The organism is Streptomyces sp. PsTaAH-137 (genome assembly GCF_003259365.1).
Classification (GTDB): Bacteria; Actinomycetota; Actinomycetes; order Streptomycetales; family Streptomycetaceae; genus Streptomyces.
The window spans coordinates 115881-133621 of record NZ_QLLY01000018.1 but is presented as its reverse complement, the minus strand read 5'-3'; the positions used below and the strand labels follow the sequence as shown (position 1 = coordinate 133621).

Sequence of the window (17741 nt, the reverse complement as noted above, 5' to 3'; positions counted from 1 at the left end):
CTCAGGTCACCTCCCCCGAACGACGGGCCCAGCGCGGGATGTACGGGCGGTCCTTCGACCGCGGCTGCGCCGGGATCACCGGCGGCGGCAGGGGCTGCGGCTGCGCGGTGGGTGTGGCCAACAGCGCGGCTGCCAGGGCGAGATGGAGGAGATACGGCGAGGCGTCTCCGAGTCCGGCCTCGGTGTACGAGGCGATCGCGCAGTAGCTGATCAGGAAGATCGCGCAGGCCCGCTGCAGCGACGGCGGCCGCAGCAGCGCCACCCCGGCCAGGACCAGGATGAGCACCGCGACGATGGTGACGCCGATCAGGCCCTGTTCGTTGTAGACGGCCAGCCAGCTGTTGTCGATGGGCAGTCCGCCGAACGACTTGTCGCCGAGGCCCGCGCCGAACAGTTCCTGCGAGACCGACCTCGGCGCGGCGAGCAGGGCATCCCAGACCTTGGCGCGGCCGGTGAGGTTGGAGAAGTTCTCCTGGCTCTGCCCGCGCAGGAACCACGACTGGAGCGCGCCCGCGAAGACCACGGCGACGACCGTGGCGATCACCACGGTCCAGGTGAAGAACCGGCGGGCGGCGGCACTGGTCAGCAGGAGCGAGCCGATCGCCAGGACGAGCCCGATGAGCAGACCGAGCGTGGCCGTCCGGGTGTGGGTCAGCATCAGCAGGACGAGCGACGGCACGATGACGATCGCCGCGCTCCTGCGGTCGGTCCGCCGGCCCAGGAGCAGCAGCACGGTGAGCCCGATGATGACGGCCGCGTACTGGCCGATCTGCGGCGGGGTGAGCGGCCACAGCGCGCCGACCAGTCGTCCGCCGTAGATCTCGGGCAGCGCCGCGCCGGGCGAGATCACCAGGCCCGCGGCCACCGTCCCGAGCACGGCGAAGTAGACCCGGATGTGGTGCCGGACGAAGGTCAGGCTGCCGTCCCACCAGCGGGTGAGCAGCCAGAGCGTGGCGACGAAGAGGGCGAGCCGGGTGCAGCGGAACAGGGCGCCGAAGCCGGCCTCCAGGTGCACGCTGGAGAGCACGCTCGGGACCAGCAGCAGGGTGAGCAGCAGGACGTAGGCGCTGGGCCGGAACCGCAGCCGGAGGTTGACCGCGAGCGCGAGGACGAAAGCGGCGACCAGCGAGCCCATGGTGGCCATCTGGATGAGCGAGCGGGGCAGCGGGACGATCGTCTTCGCGCCGGCCGAGCCGAGCGTGTTGAGGATCAGCAGCCCCCAGGCGACACCGGCGAGCCTCGGGGTGCCCGCCGGGCGCGGCTCGCTGTCGAGCGCGGGGGCCTGGAGTGCCGTCATCTCAACCACCCGCCCGCGACTCGATGATGCTGCCCTTGTCCTGCCGGAAGCTGTGGCTCTTCCACTGCGCGAAGTCGATCACCTTGCTCTGGTCCTGGACGACGAACTTCCACGGTCCGCGGTAGACGTTGTCGTGCCAGCGGTTGTCCTGCTTGTGCGTGATCGCCTCGGCGACCTTCTCGCCGTGGTACGGCGACCAGTCGGGATAGGTGCCGTAGTTGGCGAGGACCGCCATCCGGTCGCACTTCGCCGTGCACTTGACGACGGACTTGTCGAGCACGAAGCGGTTGTCGTGGATGTCCACCCGCTGGGTCTTCCACCGGCAGTCGGCGTAGAGCGGTGCTTTTCCGATGGCGGGCTCGGCGCAGCGCTTGGTCTTCTTCACCAGCAGGGTGCAGTCGCCGGACGAGGTGTTGGCGGGGCTGTTGCAGAACCGGTCGGCGTTCTCCCAGAGGGTGATCCCGGACCAGTTGTCCTCCAGCAGGTTCCCGTAGATGTCGATCTTGTCGGTACGGGCCTTGATCCGTGGTTCGCCGCCGGACTCGGAGAGATAGACCGTGGCGAACGGGAAGGTGTCGCCGCTCTCCGCCGCCTCGCGGCCCTCGACCCAGTTGTTGCGCCGGACGACGTTGTTCCGGATGACCGCGTTGTAGCTGGTCTCGTAGATCAGCGCGGCGCCGTCGTTCTTCTCCAGGACGTTGTCCTCGATGCGGAAGTCGTTGTTGTTGGTGTCCGCCCACAGGCCGGTGCCGCGGTTGTCGTGCACCCAGTTGCCGCGCACGTCGGCGCCGTCGACGGCCCAGAACTTGATGCCGCCGGTGCAGCCGCAGCCCTTGCGCTTGCGCTCCCAGTCGCCGGTGTTGTTCCCGACGATCTCGTTGCCCTCGACGACCAGGCCGGTGACACGGCCCGATGCCTTGTACGCGTTCATGCCGTACTGGCCGTTGTCGCGCAGGCAGTTGGCGCGGACCTGCTGGCGGGCGCCGGCCATCAGCGCGGCGCCGTCGTTGTGCTGGATCCTGCTGTGCTCGATCACCCAGCCGTCGGCCGAGTCGTGGTTGACCACGCCCTCGTCCGGCGGGGCCACGAACCGCTGCACGGTGAGGTGGCTGATGGTGACGTCGTCGGCGGTGCCGGCGAACGCGTACTGGTTCTTCCTGCCGCCGTCGAACACCGCGCCGGGCGCCCCGATGTAGCGGTCCCCCTTCTTCGGGATGACCTGGGCGTAGCGGTCCGGGTCGAGGCGGTGCGTGCCCGGGCGCAGCCAGAACGTGGTGTGCGCGGGGCTGCTCTTGGTCTTCGCGGCCAGGTCGCCGACCTTCTTGGGGTCGATCGTGACCGCGCCGGCCGGTGCCTTCTCCGGTCCGGCCGGAGCCTCGGCGCACACCCGGGCCACCGGCGTCTTCTTCGCCGGTGCGGCGGACGCCGACGGGGTGCTCCTCGGCTTCGCCCCGGTGTCCGACGTCGACGTGCTGTCGCAGCCGGCCGTCGCCAGCAGGGCCAGCGCCAGCGGTGCCACCGCCAGCGCCCAGTGCCGTCTCTCGTAGCCCATGTGCCCCCCTACCCGCGGAACCTGAGCACGGTCGTGAAGTCGGCGGCGCCCTCGGCGCTGCCGGTTCCGACCAGCGTGGTGGTGGGTTCCTTGCGGCCGAATCCCGGGGAGTACCAGCCGAGCGGCGGGTCGCTCTCGCCGCGGTGCGCCTGCCAGGTCAGCTGCCCGGGCAGGTCGAGCACCGCGGAGCGGCCCTCGCCCTCGTGGATCCAGGTGAGGACGGCGCGGTCGCCCAACAGGTCGGCGGCGACCGTCGGGCCGAGGTGGAACGCGAGACGGACGTCCCCGCGCGGCCCGCGCACCTCGTCGACCAGGCGCAGTTCCTCGCTCTCGGCGGTCAGCTCCACCCGGCGGCGGTGCACGGTCGGCTGGTAGCCGTCGTGCTCGGCGCTCCAGCGGGCCACGTCCCCGGACGTCTCCACGGCGAGGACGCGGGTGCCGGCGTGCCGGGTCCACAGGAACGGGCCGCCGGAGACGGACTGGTCCGCGCCGTCCAGTTCGAGCGTGTTGTGGCCGAGGGTGGAGCGGAAGTACTGCCGCCACTCGGGCTGCCCGTGGTAGCAGAACGTCCCGGGGTCGGCGAGCACGTCGACCCCGTCGTGCCGGACCTCCACGGACAGCGCGTCGGCGTGCGCGTGGGCGGCGATGGACAGGAAGCCGTGCGGGCCGCCGTCGCAGCGGCACCAGATCTTCTCCGGGCCGCGCAGGACGGTCATCCCGGCGTCGGCGAAATGGGCCGGCCGGGTCCTCGGGCGGGTCACGGCCGGTGTCACGGGCTTGAGGAGCGCGGCGAGGAGCGGGGTGCGCACGTCGGTGCCGGTCACCTCGGGCCACCAGTCGAGGCGGCCGAACACGGCGTCGCCGGTGGCGAGCAGTGAGCCCCAGCGGTCGGTGCCCGCGCCGTCCACGACCAGGCCGTGACCGTCGTCGGCGTCGCCCTGGCGCGGCGGCCTGAGCCGGTTGTCCACGACGGCGGCGAGCGCGTCGGTCATCCGGAGCAGGACGATCCGCAGCGTGGCGGGGACGGGTCTGCCCGCGGCGTCCGCCTCGGCGAGGGCGGCCAGACCGAGTTCGAGAACGAGTCCGTGGTACTCGGAGGCCAGCTCGCGGTTGAGGCCCGAGTGGAAGGTGTTGGCGCGCAGGTTCCGGTCGAGGGAGCGCAGCGCGCCGGTCCGCCAGCGTGCCGATTCGGGGAACCAGTCGAACGCGCAGGCCGCGGCGTACTGGCCCGCGGTCTCGGCGATGACGTGGTTGTTCGCCGACGAGCCCCGGCTGGGGAAGGCGGCGAGCCAGCGCTGGTGGTGCCAGATCTGGTTCACCGCGACCGGGTTGTCCTCGAACAGCTCGGTGACGCCCGCCCAGCCGTCGAGCAGCCGCCGGACCCAGACCCAGGAGAGCAGCCGGATGCCCAGCTCGATGCCGCTGATCCAGTGCACGCCGCGCAGCGGCGGGTTGGCCCGCCACCAGGAGCGCAGGTGGTCGGCGACGCGCTCGGCGTACCGCTCCTCACCGGTGATCGCGTAGGCGGCGGCGAGCCGGGTGAGGTACTGGTGCCGGGACGGCTCCCAGATCTGCTTGATGTCGCCGACCGCGTCCTCGTCGCGGTACGGCACGTCGAAGGCGTAGCCCCACGGGGCGCGCCGGCCGGTCTTCGGGTCGCGCCACCAGTCCGGGTCGGCCAGGTCGTCGCGGACCACACCGAAGAACTCGCCGTGTCCGTCCATCAGCCGGTCCGCGTCGGCGACGAGCCGCTTGGCGGCGTCCGGCGGGATCGCGGCGATCGTCCCGGCGGGCAGCACCGCCGTGAACCGGGCGCCGGTCGTGCCCGGCCCCTCGGGGCGCGCCGATCTCCACCGGCGGCGGCGCAGCGCGTCGCCCGCCCGGCCCGCGACCTCCTGCGGCCCCATCCGGGACAGGCGCCGCAGGTACCAGCCCGCGCTCATGGTCATCGCGGACCCGCCAGCGTCACCGGGGCGCCACCGGCCAGGCCGGTCTGCACGGCGAGGGTGGCCGCGGTGGTGGCGACCAGCGACTGCAGCGGCACCGGCATCGGGCCGCCGGTGCGCACGGCCCGGACGAACGCGGCGAGTTCGGCGTTCTGGCCCTTGTCCCGGGCCTTGGGCAGCCGCGAACTGACCCAGCGCTTGCGGCCGTAGACCGAGGCGCGGACGAAGTCGTCGAGGCGCAGCACCTTGCCGTCGGCGACCAGGTCCAGCGTCTCTTTGGGGTAGCCGGGGGCGCCGGTGGTGACGTAGCTGATGGTGGCGGTGGAGTCGTCCGCGTAGCGCAGGACCACCTGGAGGTCCTCGTTGCCGCCGGAACCCGTCGCGTAGACCGAGACGGGGTCGGCGTCGAGGAGCCAGCTCGCGGTGTCGATGAAGTGACCGCCCTCACCGGCGAACCGGGAGCCCTCGGTGCCCTGCTGGAGGTACCAGCTGCCGCCCTGGAGCCGGCCGGCGTTGACGAGGTAGCGCAGGTTCGCCGGTCCCGTGCGGACGCCGAACCGGCCCTTGGCCTCGCGCAGCAGCGGGGCGAAGCGGCGGTTGAAGCCGACCTGGAGCCGGTCGTTGCCGGACTCCTCGACGGCCGCGAGCACTCCGGCCAGTTCGTCCTCGGTGAGCGCCAGGGGCTTCTCGACGAAGACGCTCTTGCCGGCGAGGAGGGCCTGCCGGGTGAGTTCGGCGTGCGAGCTGTGCCGGGTGACGACGAACACCGCGTCGATCGACGTGTCGCCGAGGACGGCGTCGAGATCGGTGGTCGCCTCGGCGAAGCCGAACTTGCGCTGGGCGTTGGCCCCCGACAGCGCGGTCGTGGTGACGACGGTGGACAGCTCGACGCCGTCGCGCCGCGCGAGGTGGGGCAGCAGCATCGACGTCGCGTAGTTGCCCGCGCCGACGAACGCGATCCGGACCGGGGACGACACGGCGCGGGCGGTGCTCGGCCGCGCGGTCACCGTGGGCACGGCCACCGTGGGTGCCGGTGTCTCCTTCTCGGCCTCCGGCTCCTGGTCGGCGTAGCGGAACAGGACAGCCACGGCCTTCAGTTCGCCGTCCTTCAGGCGCTGGTAGGTGTCCACCGCGTCGTCGAAGTCGGCGATGTGCGAGACGAGCGGGTCCACGTCGACGCGGCCGCGGGCGGCGAGGTCGAGGAAGCAGGCCAGGTTGCGGCGCTCGGTCCAGCGGACGTAGCCGATCGGGTAGTCGCGGCCCTCCAGCTCGTACTCCGGGTCGTAGCGCCCGGGGCCGTAGCTGCGCGAGAAGCGGACGTCGAGTTCCTTCTCGTAGTACGCGTTCCAGGGCAGGTCGAGGCGGCACTTGCCGATGTCGACGACGCGGCCGCGGTCGCGGCAGAGCCGGGCGGCCAGCTCGACGGGCTGGTTGCTGGACCCGCCGGCGGCCAGATACACCTGGTCGACGCCGTGTCCGCCGGTGAGGTCGGCGACGGCTGCCTCCACGGCGGCAGAGGCGGGGTCGCCGGTGGCCGCGGCGCCGAGGCTCTCGGCGAGTTCGCAGCGGGCCGGGTCGGGGTCGACCCCGACGACGCGGACGCCCGCGGCGGTGAGGAGCTGCGCCACCAGCTGGCCGATCAGGCCGAGGCCGATGACCAGGGCCACCTCGCCGAGCTGCGGCTCGCCCTGGCGGACGCCCTGGAGCGCGATGGAGCCGACGGTGCCGAAGGCCGCGTGCCGGGGCGCGAGGCCCTCGGGCACCGGGCTGTAGAGGTTCTTCGGCACCCAGTTCAGCTCGGCGTGCAGCGCGTGCTCGTTGCCCGCGCAGGCCACGAGGTCGCCGACCTTGACGTCGTCGATCCCGGCGCCGACCTGCTCGACGATCCCGCACAGCGAGTAGCCGAGCGGCGTGTAGGAGTCCAGCTTGCCCATCACCTTGCGATAGGTGGCGGGCACCCCGTTGGTGGCCACGCTCTGCATGAGCTTGGCCACCTGGTCGGGGCGGGAACGGGCCTTGCCCAGCATCGACATGCCGGCCTCGGAGACCTTCATCATCTCGGTCCCGGTGGAGATCAGCGAGTAGGCGCTGCGGACCAGCACCCCACCCGGCTTGCACCCCGGTACCGGCACGTCGAGCACCGCCAGCTCGCCGCTCTTGTAGTTCTGTACGACCTGCTTCACCCGAACTCCTCTGTTTCCTAAGCCATCGGTCGAGCGCTCTGGCCGGACCCGGAGGTCGCGTCGCGGTACCAGTGCTCGAGAGTCAGTACGTGCCACAGATGCTTGGAGTAGTCCTGCTGTCCCGCGGCGTCCTCCGCGACGAGGCGGCGCAGCGCGTCGCGGCGCAGGAAGCCGGAGCGGACCAGCTCTCCGTCGTTGACCACCTCGCGCACCAGCGGTGCCAGGTCCCGGCTCATCCAGGCCCGCAGCGGGGCGCTGAACAGGCCCTTGGGCCGGTAGACGATCTCGCGGGGCAGGATCGAGGTGGCGGCCTCCTTGAGGACGGCCTTGCCCTGCTTCCCGGCGATCTTGGCGTCACCGGGGAAGGCGAACGCGGCCTTCACCACCTCGACGTCCACGTAGGGCACCCGTACCTCGGTCGACGCGGCCATGCTGGAGCGGTCGGTGTACGCGAGGTTGAGGCCCGGCAGGAACATCCGGGCGTCGGTCAGGCACATGCGGTTGACGAAGTCGTCGAGGGTGTTGTCCGCGTAGGTGTCCGCGTGTTCGGTCAGGACGTCGTCGACCGTCCCGGCCAGATCGGGGTCGATCAGGGAGAGCAGCTCGGGCCGGTCGTACATGGTGTAGCTGCGGCGGAACGCGGTCTCCTCCGGCAGTTCGGCGAAGGACAGGAACCGCTTCGCGAAGCGCACCGAGCGCAGTCCGCGCCGCGAGGTGGCGACCGGGAGGCGGCCGACCGCGGCGGACACCCCGCGCCGCAGCGGCCGGGGCACGCGCTGGTAGCGCAGCGCGATCGTGTTGGCCAGGTGCTTGCGGTATCCGGCGAAGAGTTCGTCGGCGCCCATCCCCGACAGCATCACCTTGACCCCGGCCTCCCGGGCGGCCGTGCAGATCAGGAAGGTGTTGATCGCGGCGGGGTCGCCGATCGGCTCGTCCAGGTGGTACGTCATCTTGGGCAGCAGGTCGAGCACGTCGGGCGCGATCTCGATCTCGTGCAGGTCGACGCCGTACCGCTCGGCGACCTGCCGGGCGTAGCGCAGGTCGTCCGGCATCGCCTCGAACTTGGCGTCCTCGGCGCGGAATCCGATCGTGTAGGCGGAGATGCCGGGCTGGTGGCGGGCGGCGAGCGCGGTGAGGTAGCTGGAGTCGAGGCCGCCGGAGAGGAAGGTCGCCACGGGCACGTCGGCGAGCAGATGGCGCCGGGTGGACTCCTCGACGATGGCCGCGAGGTCGGGCAGTTCGCCGCTGCGGGCGCGGTCCTGGCCCTCCGCGGCGACCTCCTTCAGGCTCCAGTACGTGCCGCGCTCGACCTGACCGTCGGGGCGCACGCGCAGCCAGCTGCCCGGCGGCAGCTTCTCCGCCTCGCGGAACGCGCAGCGGGAGTCCGGCACCCAGTAGTAGAGCAGCGAGGCGACCAGCGCCGCGTGGTCCACCTCCAGCTTGCCGCCGGTCGCGGCGGCGAGCGCCTTCAGCTCGGAGGCGAAGACCAGGCCCGTGCCGCGGCGCAGCAGGAACAGCGGCTTGATGCCCAACTGGTCGCGGGCGAGGACCAGTTCACCGGTGCGCTCGTCGAAGATGCCGAACGCGAACATGCCGCGCAGCCGGGGCAGGCAGTCGGTACCCCAGCGCCGCCAGGCCTCCAGGACCACCTCGGTGTCGGAGGTGCCGCGGAAGCGGACGCCCTTGGACTCCAGTTCGGCGCGCAGCTCCGGCGCGTTGTACAGCTCGCCGTTGTAGGTCAGGGCGAGACCGTCCGAGACCATCGGCTGGGCGCCGGTCTCGGACAGGTCGATGATGGAGAGCCGCCGGTGTCCGAGCTGCACCTCGCCGTCGGCGACGGGGTGGCCGTACCGGCCGGCCCCGTCGGGGCCGCGGTGGGCGAGGATGTCCGTGAGCCGGTCGGTGACGATCTTCCCGTCCGGCCAGCGGTACGTGCCTGCGATGCCACACATCGGTTACCGCGCCTCCTGGTCGTTGTCCGCGCCGTGTGCGGCCCAGATCGGCTGGCGCTCCGCGCGTCGCGCGGTGCCGCCCGGCCGTGCCTGTCGTTCGCTGCGTCCGCGCAGCGCGGTGTGCAGCCCGTCCCAGAGCGTGCCGTCGGTGCGGTCCTTGGGATCGGGGTCGGTCAGCACCACCCCGATCACGGGTATCCGCTGGTCCGCGAGCTGGCGTGCCACGGTGTGCAGCCAGGCGGCACTGCCGTGTCCGGCCCGGACGACGAGCACGGTCTGGGTGCCGAGGTACTGAAGATCGGTCCAGGCCGTGCCGGGCGCCACCGAGCCGACACCGAGCCGGAGTTCCTGCTGCGGTTCGACCGCGGCCCGCTCACCGCTGATCACGGCCGGGTCGCCGGGCCTGGACCGGTGGCCGGAGAGCTGCGAGCCGGGTAGCCCGTCGATGAGGGCCACGGGTCCTTCGGCCGCGAGCTGCCGGCCGAGGTCAAGGGCGAGCACGCTCGTGGTGCGGGCCGCGCCCAGTTCCAGCAGCGACACCGCTTCCGCGGAGCCGCGCACGGTGCGGGCGAGGCTCGTGGTGAGCCGTTCGCGGGCGACCCGGGCCCGGCGCCGCCGCCACGGCAGGGCGGAGCGGCGGGGCAGATCGGTGATGACGGAGGCGCCCAGGTGGTGGGCGATGTCCCGGCGCAGCACCGGGCGGTCCTTTACCACCACGCCGACCGCGGCCACGGCGAGCCCGAGGACGAGTCCGAGGACGAAGCCGATGACGGCGTCGGTGGCGGCGGCCTTCGGCATCGAGTACCGCACCGCGCGCGGGGCGTCCACGATCTGGGTGCCCGCGACGACCTTGGGCGTGCCGGTACGCGCGTCGGCGGCCCGCTCGTCGAAGTCGGCGATCCGCGAGTTCAGTTCGGCCCGGCGGGCGAAGAGGGTCTCCAGGCTCGCCGACGCCTGCGGGTCGGTGTCCGGCGAACGGTTGCCGATCTCCTTGTTGACCTGGGCGAGTTCGGTGCGCATCCGGTCGCGCTGTTCGAGCAGGGCGTCCGACTCGGCCTTCGCGGTGGCCCGCATCCGCCGCACGTGGTCGTCGACGAACGCGTCGGCCAGCGCCTTGGCGCGGTCGACCGCCTGCGCCTTGGTGTCGCCGGTCACGTCGATCTGGAGCAGGTTGTTGGTCAGGCCCGTGGCCGAGTAGTCCTTCATCAAGTCCTCCGGCTTCTCGGAGGAGTCGAGCGAGCGCAGGGCCGCTTCGGCGATGCGGGTGGTCCCCAGGACCTGCACGTCGGTGCGGATCAGGGTTCCGGTGTCGTTCGGCTGGTCGTCGGCGTGGGCGACCAGGATCTTGGTCACCGCGCTCGGCGGCGGCGGCAGCGCGATCGCCACCGCCGCGCCGGCCAGCAGCCCGAGCAGGGCCATGGCCGACCAGAGGCGACGGCGCCTGCGCACCGCCACCACCAGTCCCTGAAGGTCGATGAGCGGAGTGGCAGCCGACGACTCCGCAGTCGTACTCGTCGTCACGCTGAGCCTCCCGGGGCGTGGCTGTGGACCGCCGGCGCCGGAGCGGCGTGGTGCGGAGAGGGGTCGGCCGGGGACTCCGGCCGGGCCAGGACCGGGTCGGCGACGACGAGGCCGACGACCTCGTGCCCGCCGTCCGCGCACGCCCGGGCGATGCCGGAGAGTTCGGCGGTGGTCCAGTTGCCCGCGCTGACCACGACCAGGGCTCCGGACTCGGTCGCGCGGTCCGGCACCATCGGCCGGTCCACGGAGACCGGCACCAGACGCAGCAGCGGCCGGCCGGTGGACGCCTCGCCCGCGGCCTCCGCGACGAGTTGCCCTGCCGCCCGGTGGGCGACGCGGTCGCCTTCCGGTACGACCGCCAGGAGCTGCTGGGGCGCCGCCGACCGGCCGCGCAGGCGGGCGCACACGCGCCGGTAGCGGATGCGTCTGCCGGCCTCGTCGCCCGATCTCTGCGGGGCCGGAGTGTCCCACCGGCTGTCGGCGCCGAGGAACCGGGTGATCCGGGCCAGGGCGCCGCCGCCCTCCGCCCGGGGCGCGTGCCCGTCGTCGGGCACGTCGACGGTGCCGATGAGGTCCGCGCCGAGCGCGGCGGCGATCTCCCGCTCGGTGCGCGGGCGCCGGTTCATCCGGACCGCGGCGAGGTGGCCGATCACCGCGAGCAGGAAGAACAGCAGCGCGCCCGCGCCGATGAGCTGGACCCGGGTCGGGGCCGCCTCGCCGGTGGGCCGGGCCGCCGGGCCCATGACGACCATGCCGGCCGTGTTGCTCGCGGGGTCGGCCTGGTCCAGCTTCGTCATGGCCTCTTCCAGCGAGGTGCGCAGCTTCTCCAGCGAGGTGCGGGCCTCGACGCCCTCCACGGTCTGCCCGGGGTCGGCGGCCTCGGCCAGTGCGCTGATGCGGCGGTTGGCCGCCTCCACCTGCTTGCGCAGCGCGGCGCGCTCGTTGGCCGACTCGTTGTCGGCGCTGCCGCCCGCGATCTGCTTGGCGAAGCCGACGAACTGCTGCGCCGTCCGGTCGGAGAGCTGCTGGGCGTGCTGGGGTGTGTCGGCGGTGCCGGAGATCTTGATGATGTTTCCGTCCGCCGCCTTGGCGACGACCTGGTCCTGGAGGTCGGTGCCGCTGCCGTCCGTCCAGCGCAGCTTGTCGGCCACGAGGTCGAGGACCGTGGAACTGGTCGCGATGTCCACCTGGGTGAGCAGTTCCCGCTCCTCCCACTGCCCGGGCAGCAGGACCGAGGCGGTGGTCGTGTAGCGCGGCGGGAACACCAGAGAGGCGCCGTAGCCGACGAGCGCGCCCACCACGGCGAGGGCGGCGAGCAGCCGCCACCGCCGTCGGAGCATCCGTCCGATGACGACCAGACGGATCGTGTCTTCGTTCAACGACGCAGCCTCTTCCTTGTCCGTGACGTCGTGCACGCTGCTGCGTAGGCGGCGAGCAGGGAGGCCTGCGAGTTGCTCCAGGAGAGCGGCCCGCTGATCCGCTCCTGGCCGATCCGGCCCATCTCGGCCCGCTTCTCCGGGTCGTCCATGAGCAGGGTGATGAGCTTGGCGAACTCGGCCTCGTCATTGGCCGGCGCGTAGACGGCGGCGTCGCCCGCGGAGACGCGTGCCTCCCGCAGCTCGAACGAGACGAGCGGCCGGCCCATCGCCATGTACTCCAGGACCTTGTTCATGGTCGACACGTCGTTGAGGGGGTTGTGCGGGTCCGGCGAGAGGCACACGTCCGCCGTGGACAGGTAGCGCACGAGGTCGGCGTCGGGGATGCGCCCGGTGAACCGGACCTGGTCGTCGAGGCCCAGCGACCGGGACAGCTCCACCATCGCGTCGAAGGCGTCGCCGGAGCCGACGAACACCGCGTGCCAGTCGGTCCGCCCGAACTCGTCGCGCAGCTTGGCGAGGGCCCGCAGCGCGTAGTCGACGCCGTCCTGGGGGCCCATCACGCCCAGGTAGCACAGCAGATGGGGCTTGCCGTTCTTCAACTCCGGCTCGGCCGGTACCGGTTGGAACCGCTCGACGGCGGGCGCGCTGCGCACCACGAAGACGTCCTCCGGCCGCTTTCCGCCGCGGTGCACGGCGACGTCCCGGTAGCTCTCGTTCGTGGCGAGCACGATGTCGGCGGCCCGGTAGGTGCTCCGTTCCAGCGCGCACACGGCGCGGTAGAGCAGGTCCTTGCCGCGGCCGAACCGGGACAGGTACAGCTCGGGCACCAGGTCGTGCTGGTCGAAGACGAACCGCGCGCCGCGCCGCTTCAGCCACCGCGCCGCCAGGAACAGCAGGTCGGGCGGGTTGCAGGCGTGGACCACGTGGACCGGGCCGACCTTGCGGACCAGCCGGGCCGTGTGCCACAGCGCCGATCCGTACTCGCGCAGGTAGCCGGCGGGTCCGCCGGTGGCGGCGCGCAGCGGGTAGCGGTGGATCCGCACCCCGTCGATCACCGCCTCCGGCTCGGTGTCCCGCTTCTCGCCGCGAGGGCAGATGACGTCCACGGTCCAGCCCGCGTCGCGCAGGGTCAGGCACTCCTGCCACACACGCCGGTCGAACGGCACGGACAGGTTCTCCACCAGAATCAGCGCGCGCCGGCCCTGCCGGCCGTCGCCGCTCGTGTTACCAGACAAGGCCCGTGTATCCCGGTTCGGTCCGGCGCGCGTCGGCGTCGGGGAGGCGGACGAGGTCGATGATGTCGGGTCCCTCACCGTGGGGCAGGGCCGCGAGCACGGCCTCGTCCTTGGTGCCGACGAGGCACACCTCCGCGTGGTCGAGCACCTCGTCGACGGAGTCGGCGAGCAACTGGGCGAGGTGCGGCAGCCGGTTCTCGATGTACTCGCGGTTGGCGCCGAGGAGCCGGGACATGCTGACGTTCGCGTCGTAGATCCGCAGGTCGTAGCCCTTGCCGAAGAGCCGCTCCGCCAGTTCGACGAGCGGGCTCTCGCGCAGGTCGTCGGTGCCGGGCTTGAAGGACAGGCCGAACAGGCCCACCCGCCGCTTGCCGGTGCGTTCGACGAGGTCGACCGCGCGCTGCAGATGGTCGGCGTTGGACGACAGGACGTGCGACAGGATCGGCACCGAGACGTCGGCGCGCTGGGCCGCGTACACGAGGCTGCGCAGGTCCTTGGGCAGGCAGGAGCCGCCGAAGGCGAAGCCGGGCCGCAGATAGGCGGGGCTGATGTTCAGCTTGCGGTCGGCGAGGAACACGTCGATGACCTGGTGCGAGTCCACCCCGAGCGCCTGGCAGACGGCGCCCAGTTCGTTGGCGAAGCCGATCTTGAGGCCGTGGAAGGAGTTGTCGGCGTACTTGATCGCCTCGGCCGTCGGGATCGGTACCCGGAACACCTCGCCGGGCAGGCTCTCGTACAGGGCGAGGACCGCGTCGCCGCTGGCCTGGTCGAGTTCGCCGATGACGGTCTTGGGCGGGTCGAAGAAGTCCCGCACGCTGGTGCCCTCGCGGAGGAACTCCGGGTTGACCGCGACGCCGAGCTCCACCCCGGCGGTGCCGCCGACGGCCTTCTCCAGGATCGGCACGAGGAGGTTGAGGCAGGTGCCGGGGAGCATGGTGCTGCGGAAGACGACGGTGTGCCGTCCGCCGCGCTCGGCCAGTGCCGCGCCGATCTCCTCGGTGACCCGCTCCAGATAGGTGGTGCACAGACTGCCGTTGGGCTCCGACGGTGTGCCGACGCAGATCAGCGACACCTCGCTGTCGGCGATCGCCTCACGGACGTCGCGGGTGGCGCGCAGGGCTCCGGTCCGCACGACGTCGGCGATGAGTTCACCGATCCGCTCCTCGACCACCGGGGCCTTGCCGTCGTTGACCAGGTCGACCTTCACCTGGTTGACGTCGACCCCGATGACCTCGTGTCCCATGCTGGCCAGGCACGCGGCCGACACGCAGCCCACGTAGCCGAGCCCGAAAACGCTGACTCTCATGACTTGTTGCTCCCCCCAGGCAGGCCCTTGTGGCCTGCGGTCCGCGCGCCGCCGGTCCGGCGGTCCCCACGCATCAGTACGCCCCCTGCCCATGGATCACGGCCCGCAGCGTCTTCCACAAGATCACCGTGTCCAGGGCGAGTGACCAGTCCTCCACGTACCGCAGGTCAAGGCGGACGGCCTCTTCCCACGGCAGGTCGCTGCGCCCGCTGATCTGCCACAGTCCGGTCAGTCCCGGCTTGACCAGCAGTCGGCGCCTTATGTCCGGGCCGTACGCGGCGGACTCCTCGGGCAGCGGAGGCCGCGGTCCGACGAGCGACATCGACCCCGTGAGTACGTTGAACAACTGCGGGAGCTCGTCGAGCGAGTACCGGCGCAGCACGCTGCCGACCCGGGTCACCCGGGGATCCCGGCGCATCTTGAACAGCAGTCCCGCGCCCTCGTCGCGGTCGGCCAGTTCGGCGCGTGCGGCGTGGGCTCCCGTGACCATGGTGCGGAACTTGAGAATGGTGAACTCCTGGCCGTTCTTGCCGACCCGGCGCTGGCGGTAGAACGCGCCGCCTCGGCTGTCCCCGAGCACGAGGATCCCGACGACCGTCATCAGCGGGGCGAGCAGCACGAGCAGCAGTGCCGCGCCCAGCCGGTCGACGACGGCCTTGATGGCTCTGCGGGCCCCGGTGAAGGTCGGCATGCTGACCCGCAGCAGCGGGATCCCGAGCACCGCGTCGACGTGCAGGCGCGGTCCGGCCACCTCCATCAGCACGGGGGCGACGACCATCTCGGCGTCGCTGCCCTCCAGGTTCCAGGCCAGCCGCTGCAGCCGCTCCGGGGTCCAGTGCGGGTCCGGGGTGACGGCGACGACGCGGTAGCCGTCGCGCTGCACGTGGCTGGCGAGGTCGGCGAGCCGGCCGACGACCGGCACCCCGTCCAGGTGGTCGCCGTCGGGCCCGAGTCCGTCCGTCGTGCACACGGCCTCGATCCGCCAGCCGAGGTGCGGGAACTTACGGGTCCGGGTGATCAGGTCGTGCACCGTGGCCGGGCTTCCGGCGGCGAGCACGGGTCTGAGGCACTGCCCCTCCTTGCGCTGCTTGTGCAGCCAGAGGCGGAGCAGATACCGCTCGGTCATGGTGACGATCCCGATCGCGGGTATCGCCACGAAGATCCAGAGTTTGATGTTGCGCGAGGTGAGCGCTATGCCGCCGAGCGCGAGCACGACGGTCGCGGTGAACAGCGAGCGCCCCAGACGCCGGAACTCCTCGGCGCCCTGGCCGAGCACGGCGGGAGCCCAGGCACGGCTCACCGTGAGGGCGGCCAGCACCAGCAGCTCGGTGCCGAAGGCCAGGATCCCCCATTTCTCATGCCAGTTGGCCGCGTCGCGCGCTCCGAAGAAGTTGCCTATGCCCGCGACCACCAGGGCGGTGGCCACCATGTCGCTCGTGATGACGGAGCGGCGGTACCGCTGCTCCCAGTCGTTCGCCGGCTGGCTGATCGCCTCGTCCGTCAGACGCCCGCGCGCCGACGAAAAAGGGCCGACTAATCCCCCCTGCCGCACAGAAACCCCCCGGTCCCCAGTGGTGGTGCTTGGTCGGTGACTCAGTTCCCCCAGGAGGCCCCCGCCTCCCGCACCGCGCCGTTCTCCCGCCGGAAGGCCCCCGCCTCCCGTGCCCGGCCTCGCGGCCGCTCAGCGCTGTTCGAGTCCGTCACGACGGAAACCGGCAGGCCTGAACCGCGCAACGCGCGACAGCCTGCGAGAACCCGTCGACACCTCGGGTGCTCCCCTCACCCAGGGCCCCTCTTGGACTCCACTCGTCGATCACCTCACGGCCGGGACCAGAGGGACGCCTGTTGATCAGCCACAACTCCTGACCAAGAGATCAGTATTTGTCGCCCCGTGTCCCAGCATGTGAAGCACGGTCAATCTAGACCATGGGGACCCCCCTGAAGAGGGGGATGTGTGGAATTTGTGCTTGATATTTGAAGTCGGCTCAACTGGCCGATGTTCGCCCACTGGTGGCCGTAGAGGCCGTGCACACCGTGTGACCTGTGCTGACGTGGCGTATCGGGGGGTTCGGCGGCCGCGGCCCAACCCCCTTGATTCAAGCCCTTCTTGGAGAAAGTCGTCCGGATTCGATCAGCCGCCGGGCCTCTCCACGAAGCCCCGGGTCACCGCGATGCGTGCCGGGTCGGCGGAGCCGTCGACGACGCTCGCCGGGCGCCTCGGCCGCCTGTGCCGGGGGCGCGATCCGGCCCTCGGCGACGGCGGGCGGACGGCGTCGGCCGCCGACCGTGCTACCTCGGCCCCTTCCGGCCGGATTCGAGTCATGTCCGGGCCGGCACCGGAGTCGACGCGGGCCGGAAGGCGCGCAGCCGGTCCGTCACGTACGTTCGTCGCAGTCGTCGCAGGAACCGAGATCGGAGTCGTCGATGAAGGCCGCCCGCTTCAGCTCGTTCGGAGATCCCGACGTCCTCGGCCTCGTCGAGCTTCCCGATCCGCATCCCGGTCCCGGCGAGGTGCGGATCGCGGTGCGCGCCGCCGGAGTCAACGCCAGTGACTGGAAGAAGCGGCGCGGGCTGATGGACCAGGAGCTGCCGCAGACTCTGGGGTACGAGGCGGCGGGTGTCGTCGACGAGGTGGGCGAGGGCGTCACGGACGCGGCCGTCGGCGACCGTGTCTTCGGCTTCTGCCCCGACGGTGCGGCCCAGGCGGAGCTGGCGGTCCTCGCGGTCCGTGCGCCGATCCCGCCGTCGCTCGGCTTCGCCGCTGCCGCCGCGCTGCCCAGTTCGATCGAGACGGCGATGCGGGCGCTCGACCAGCTCGGTGTCGCGCGCGGCAGCACCGTGCTCGTGAACGGCGCGTCCGGCAGTGTCGGCAGCGCGGCCGTGCAGTTCGCGGTGGCGCGCGGGGCGCGGGTGATCGGCACCGCCGGTCCCGCGAACCATGCCTTCCTGCGCACGCTGGGCGCCGAGCCGGTGGCCTACGGGGACGGGCTCGTCGGCAGGGTGCGGGAGCTGGCGCCCGACGGGGTCGACCTGGCGCTCGATGTCGCGGGCAGCGGGGTGCTGCCGGACCTCGTCGGGCTCGCCGGCGGCGCCGGGCACGTGCTCACCGTCGCCGATGTCGCCGGGGCGCGGGAGTACGGGGTGCGGTTCAGCCGCGGGGACGACGGCCGTGCCGTGCACGCGCTCGCCGAGATCGGTCCGCTGATCGAGGCCGGGCGATTCGCGCCGCCCGTCGTCAGCACCTTCCCGCTCGCCGAGATCGCGGAGGCGCACCGGGCCGGTGAGAGCGGCCGGGTGCGCGGGAAGCTCGTCCTTCTGGTCGGCTGACGTGCCGGTCGCACCCGCGCCCCCGCAGACGAGTCCGTCTGCG

Annotated in this window: 11 protein-coding genes; 1 reads left to right on the top strand and 10 read right to left on the bottom strand. The window is 72.1% G+C overall.

Features of this window, described 5'->3' with window-relative positions:
• Position 1: 1 nt before the first annotated feature.
• From K377_RS32605 to K377_RS32560, 10 genes are all read right to left on the bottom strand, one after another.
• Entirely contained in the window at positions 2–1297 is a 1296-nt protein-coding gene (locus K377_RS32605; RefSeq protein ID WP_111667199.1) for an O-antigen ligase domain-containing protein, read from the bottom strand.
• A gap of 1 nt (position 1298) precedes the next feature.
• Positions 1299–2849: a right-handed parallel beta-helix repeat-containing protein gene (locus tag K377_RS32600; RefSeq protein WP_111667198.1), complete on the bottom strand. Its 1551-nt coding sequence runs from the start codon at positions 2847–2849 to the stop codon at positions 1299–1301.
• 8 nt (positions 2850–2857) lie between these two features.
• The gene (locus K377_RS32595; RefSeq protein ID WP_111667197.1) at positions 2858–4798 is read right to left on the bottom strand and encodes an alginate lyase family protein; all 1941 of its coding nucleotides are present in this window, start codon (positions 4796–4798) and stop codon (positions 2858–2860) included.
• Positions 4795–6978, bottom strand: a complete 2184-nt coding sequence (locus K377_RS32590) for a bi-domain-containing oxidoreductase (RefSeq protein WP_111667196.1) — start codon at positions 6976–6978, stop codon at positions 4795–4797. Before K377_RS32590 ends, K377_RS32595 begins: the two co-directional genes overlap by 4 nt.
• A 17-nt stretch (positions 6979–6995) precedes the next feature.
• Entirely contained in the window at positions 6996–8930 is a 1935-nt protein-coding gene (gene asnB, locus K377_RS32585) for an asparagine synthase (glutamine-hydrolyzing) (protein WP_111667195.1), read from the bottom strand.
• 3 nt (positions 8931–8933) lie between these two features.
• Entirely contained in the window at positions 8934–10451 is a 1518-nt protein-coding gene (locus tag K377_RS32580; RefSeq protein WP_111667194.1) for a Wzz/FepE/Etk N-terminal domain-containing protein, read from the bottom strand.
• Positions 10448–11830, bottom strand: coding sequence for a Wzz/FepE/Etk N-terminal domain-containing protein (locus tag K377_RS32575; RefSeq protein ID WP_111667193.1), 1383 nt, complete (start codon positions 11828–11830; stop codon positions 10448–10450). The genes K377_RS32580 and K377_RS32575 overlap by 4 nt, the downstream gene beginning before the upstream one ends.
• Positions 11827–13065, bottom strand: coding sequence for a glycosyltransferase family 4 protein (locus tag K377_RS32570; RefSeq protein ID WP_111667192.1), 1239 nt, complete (start codon positions 13063–13065; stop codon positions 11827–11829). Before K377_RS32570 ends, K377_RS32575 begins: the two co-directional genes overlap by 4 nt.
• The gene (locus K377_RS32565) at positions 13055–14371 is read right to left on the bottom strand and encodes a nucleotide sugar dehydrogenase (RefSeq protein WP_111667191.1); all 1317 of its coding nucleotides are present in this window, start codon (positions 14369–14371) and stop codon (positions 13055–13057) included. The genes K377_RS32570 and K377_RS32565 overlap by 11 nt, the downstream gene beginning before the upstream one ends.
• Before the next feature lie 73 nt (positions 14372–14444).
• Positions 14445–15923, bottom strand: coding sequence for a sugar transferase (locus K377_RS32560; RefSeq protein WP_111667190.1), 1479 nt, complete (start codon positions 15921–15923; stop codon positions 14445–14447).
• Between the two features lie 872 nt (positions 15924–16795).
• Here K377_RS32560 and K377_RS32555 point away from each other — a divergent pair.
• On the top strand, positions 16796–17698 hold the full coding sequence (locus K377_RS32555) for an NADP-dependent oxidoreductase (protein WP_111667189.1): 903 nt from the start codon (positions 16796–16798) through the stop codon (positions 17696–17698).
• Positions 17699–17741 lie beyond the last annotated feature (43 nt).

Coding starts and splice junctions, on each gene's coding strand:
- K377_RS32595 (WP_111667197.1), bottom strand. CDS start 4,798: ATGACCATGAGCGCGGGCTGGTACCTGCGGCGCCTGTCCCGGATGGGG.
- asnB (WP_111667195.1), bottom strand. CDS start 8,930: ATGTGTGGCATCGCAGGCACGTACCGCTGGCCGGACGGGAAGATCGTC.
- K377_RS32605 (WP_111667199.1), bottom strand. CDS start 1,297: ATGACGGCACTCCAGGCCCCCGCGCTCGACAGCGAGCCGCGCCCGGCG.
- K377_RS32600 (WP_111667198.1), bottom strand. CDS start 2,849: ATGGGCTACGAGAGACGGCACTGGGCGCTGGCGGTGGCACCGCTGGCG.
- K377_RS32555 (WP_111667189.1), top strand. CDS start 16,796: ATGAAGGCCGCCCGCTTCAGCTCGTTCGGAGATCCCGACGTCCTCGGC.
- K377_RS32565 (WP_111667191.1), bottom strand. CDS start 14,371: ATGAGAGTCAGCGTTTTCGGGCTCGGCTACGTGGGCTGCGTGTCGGCC.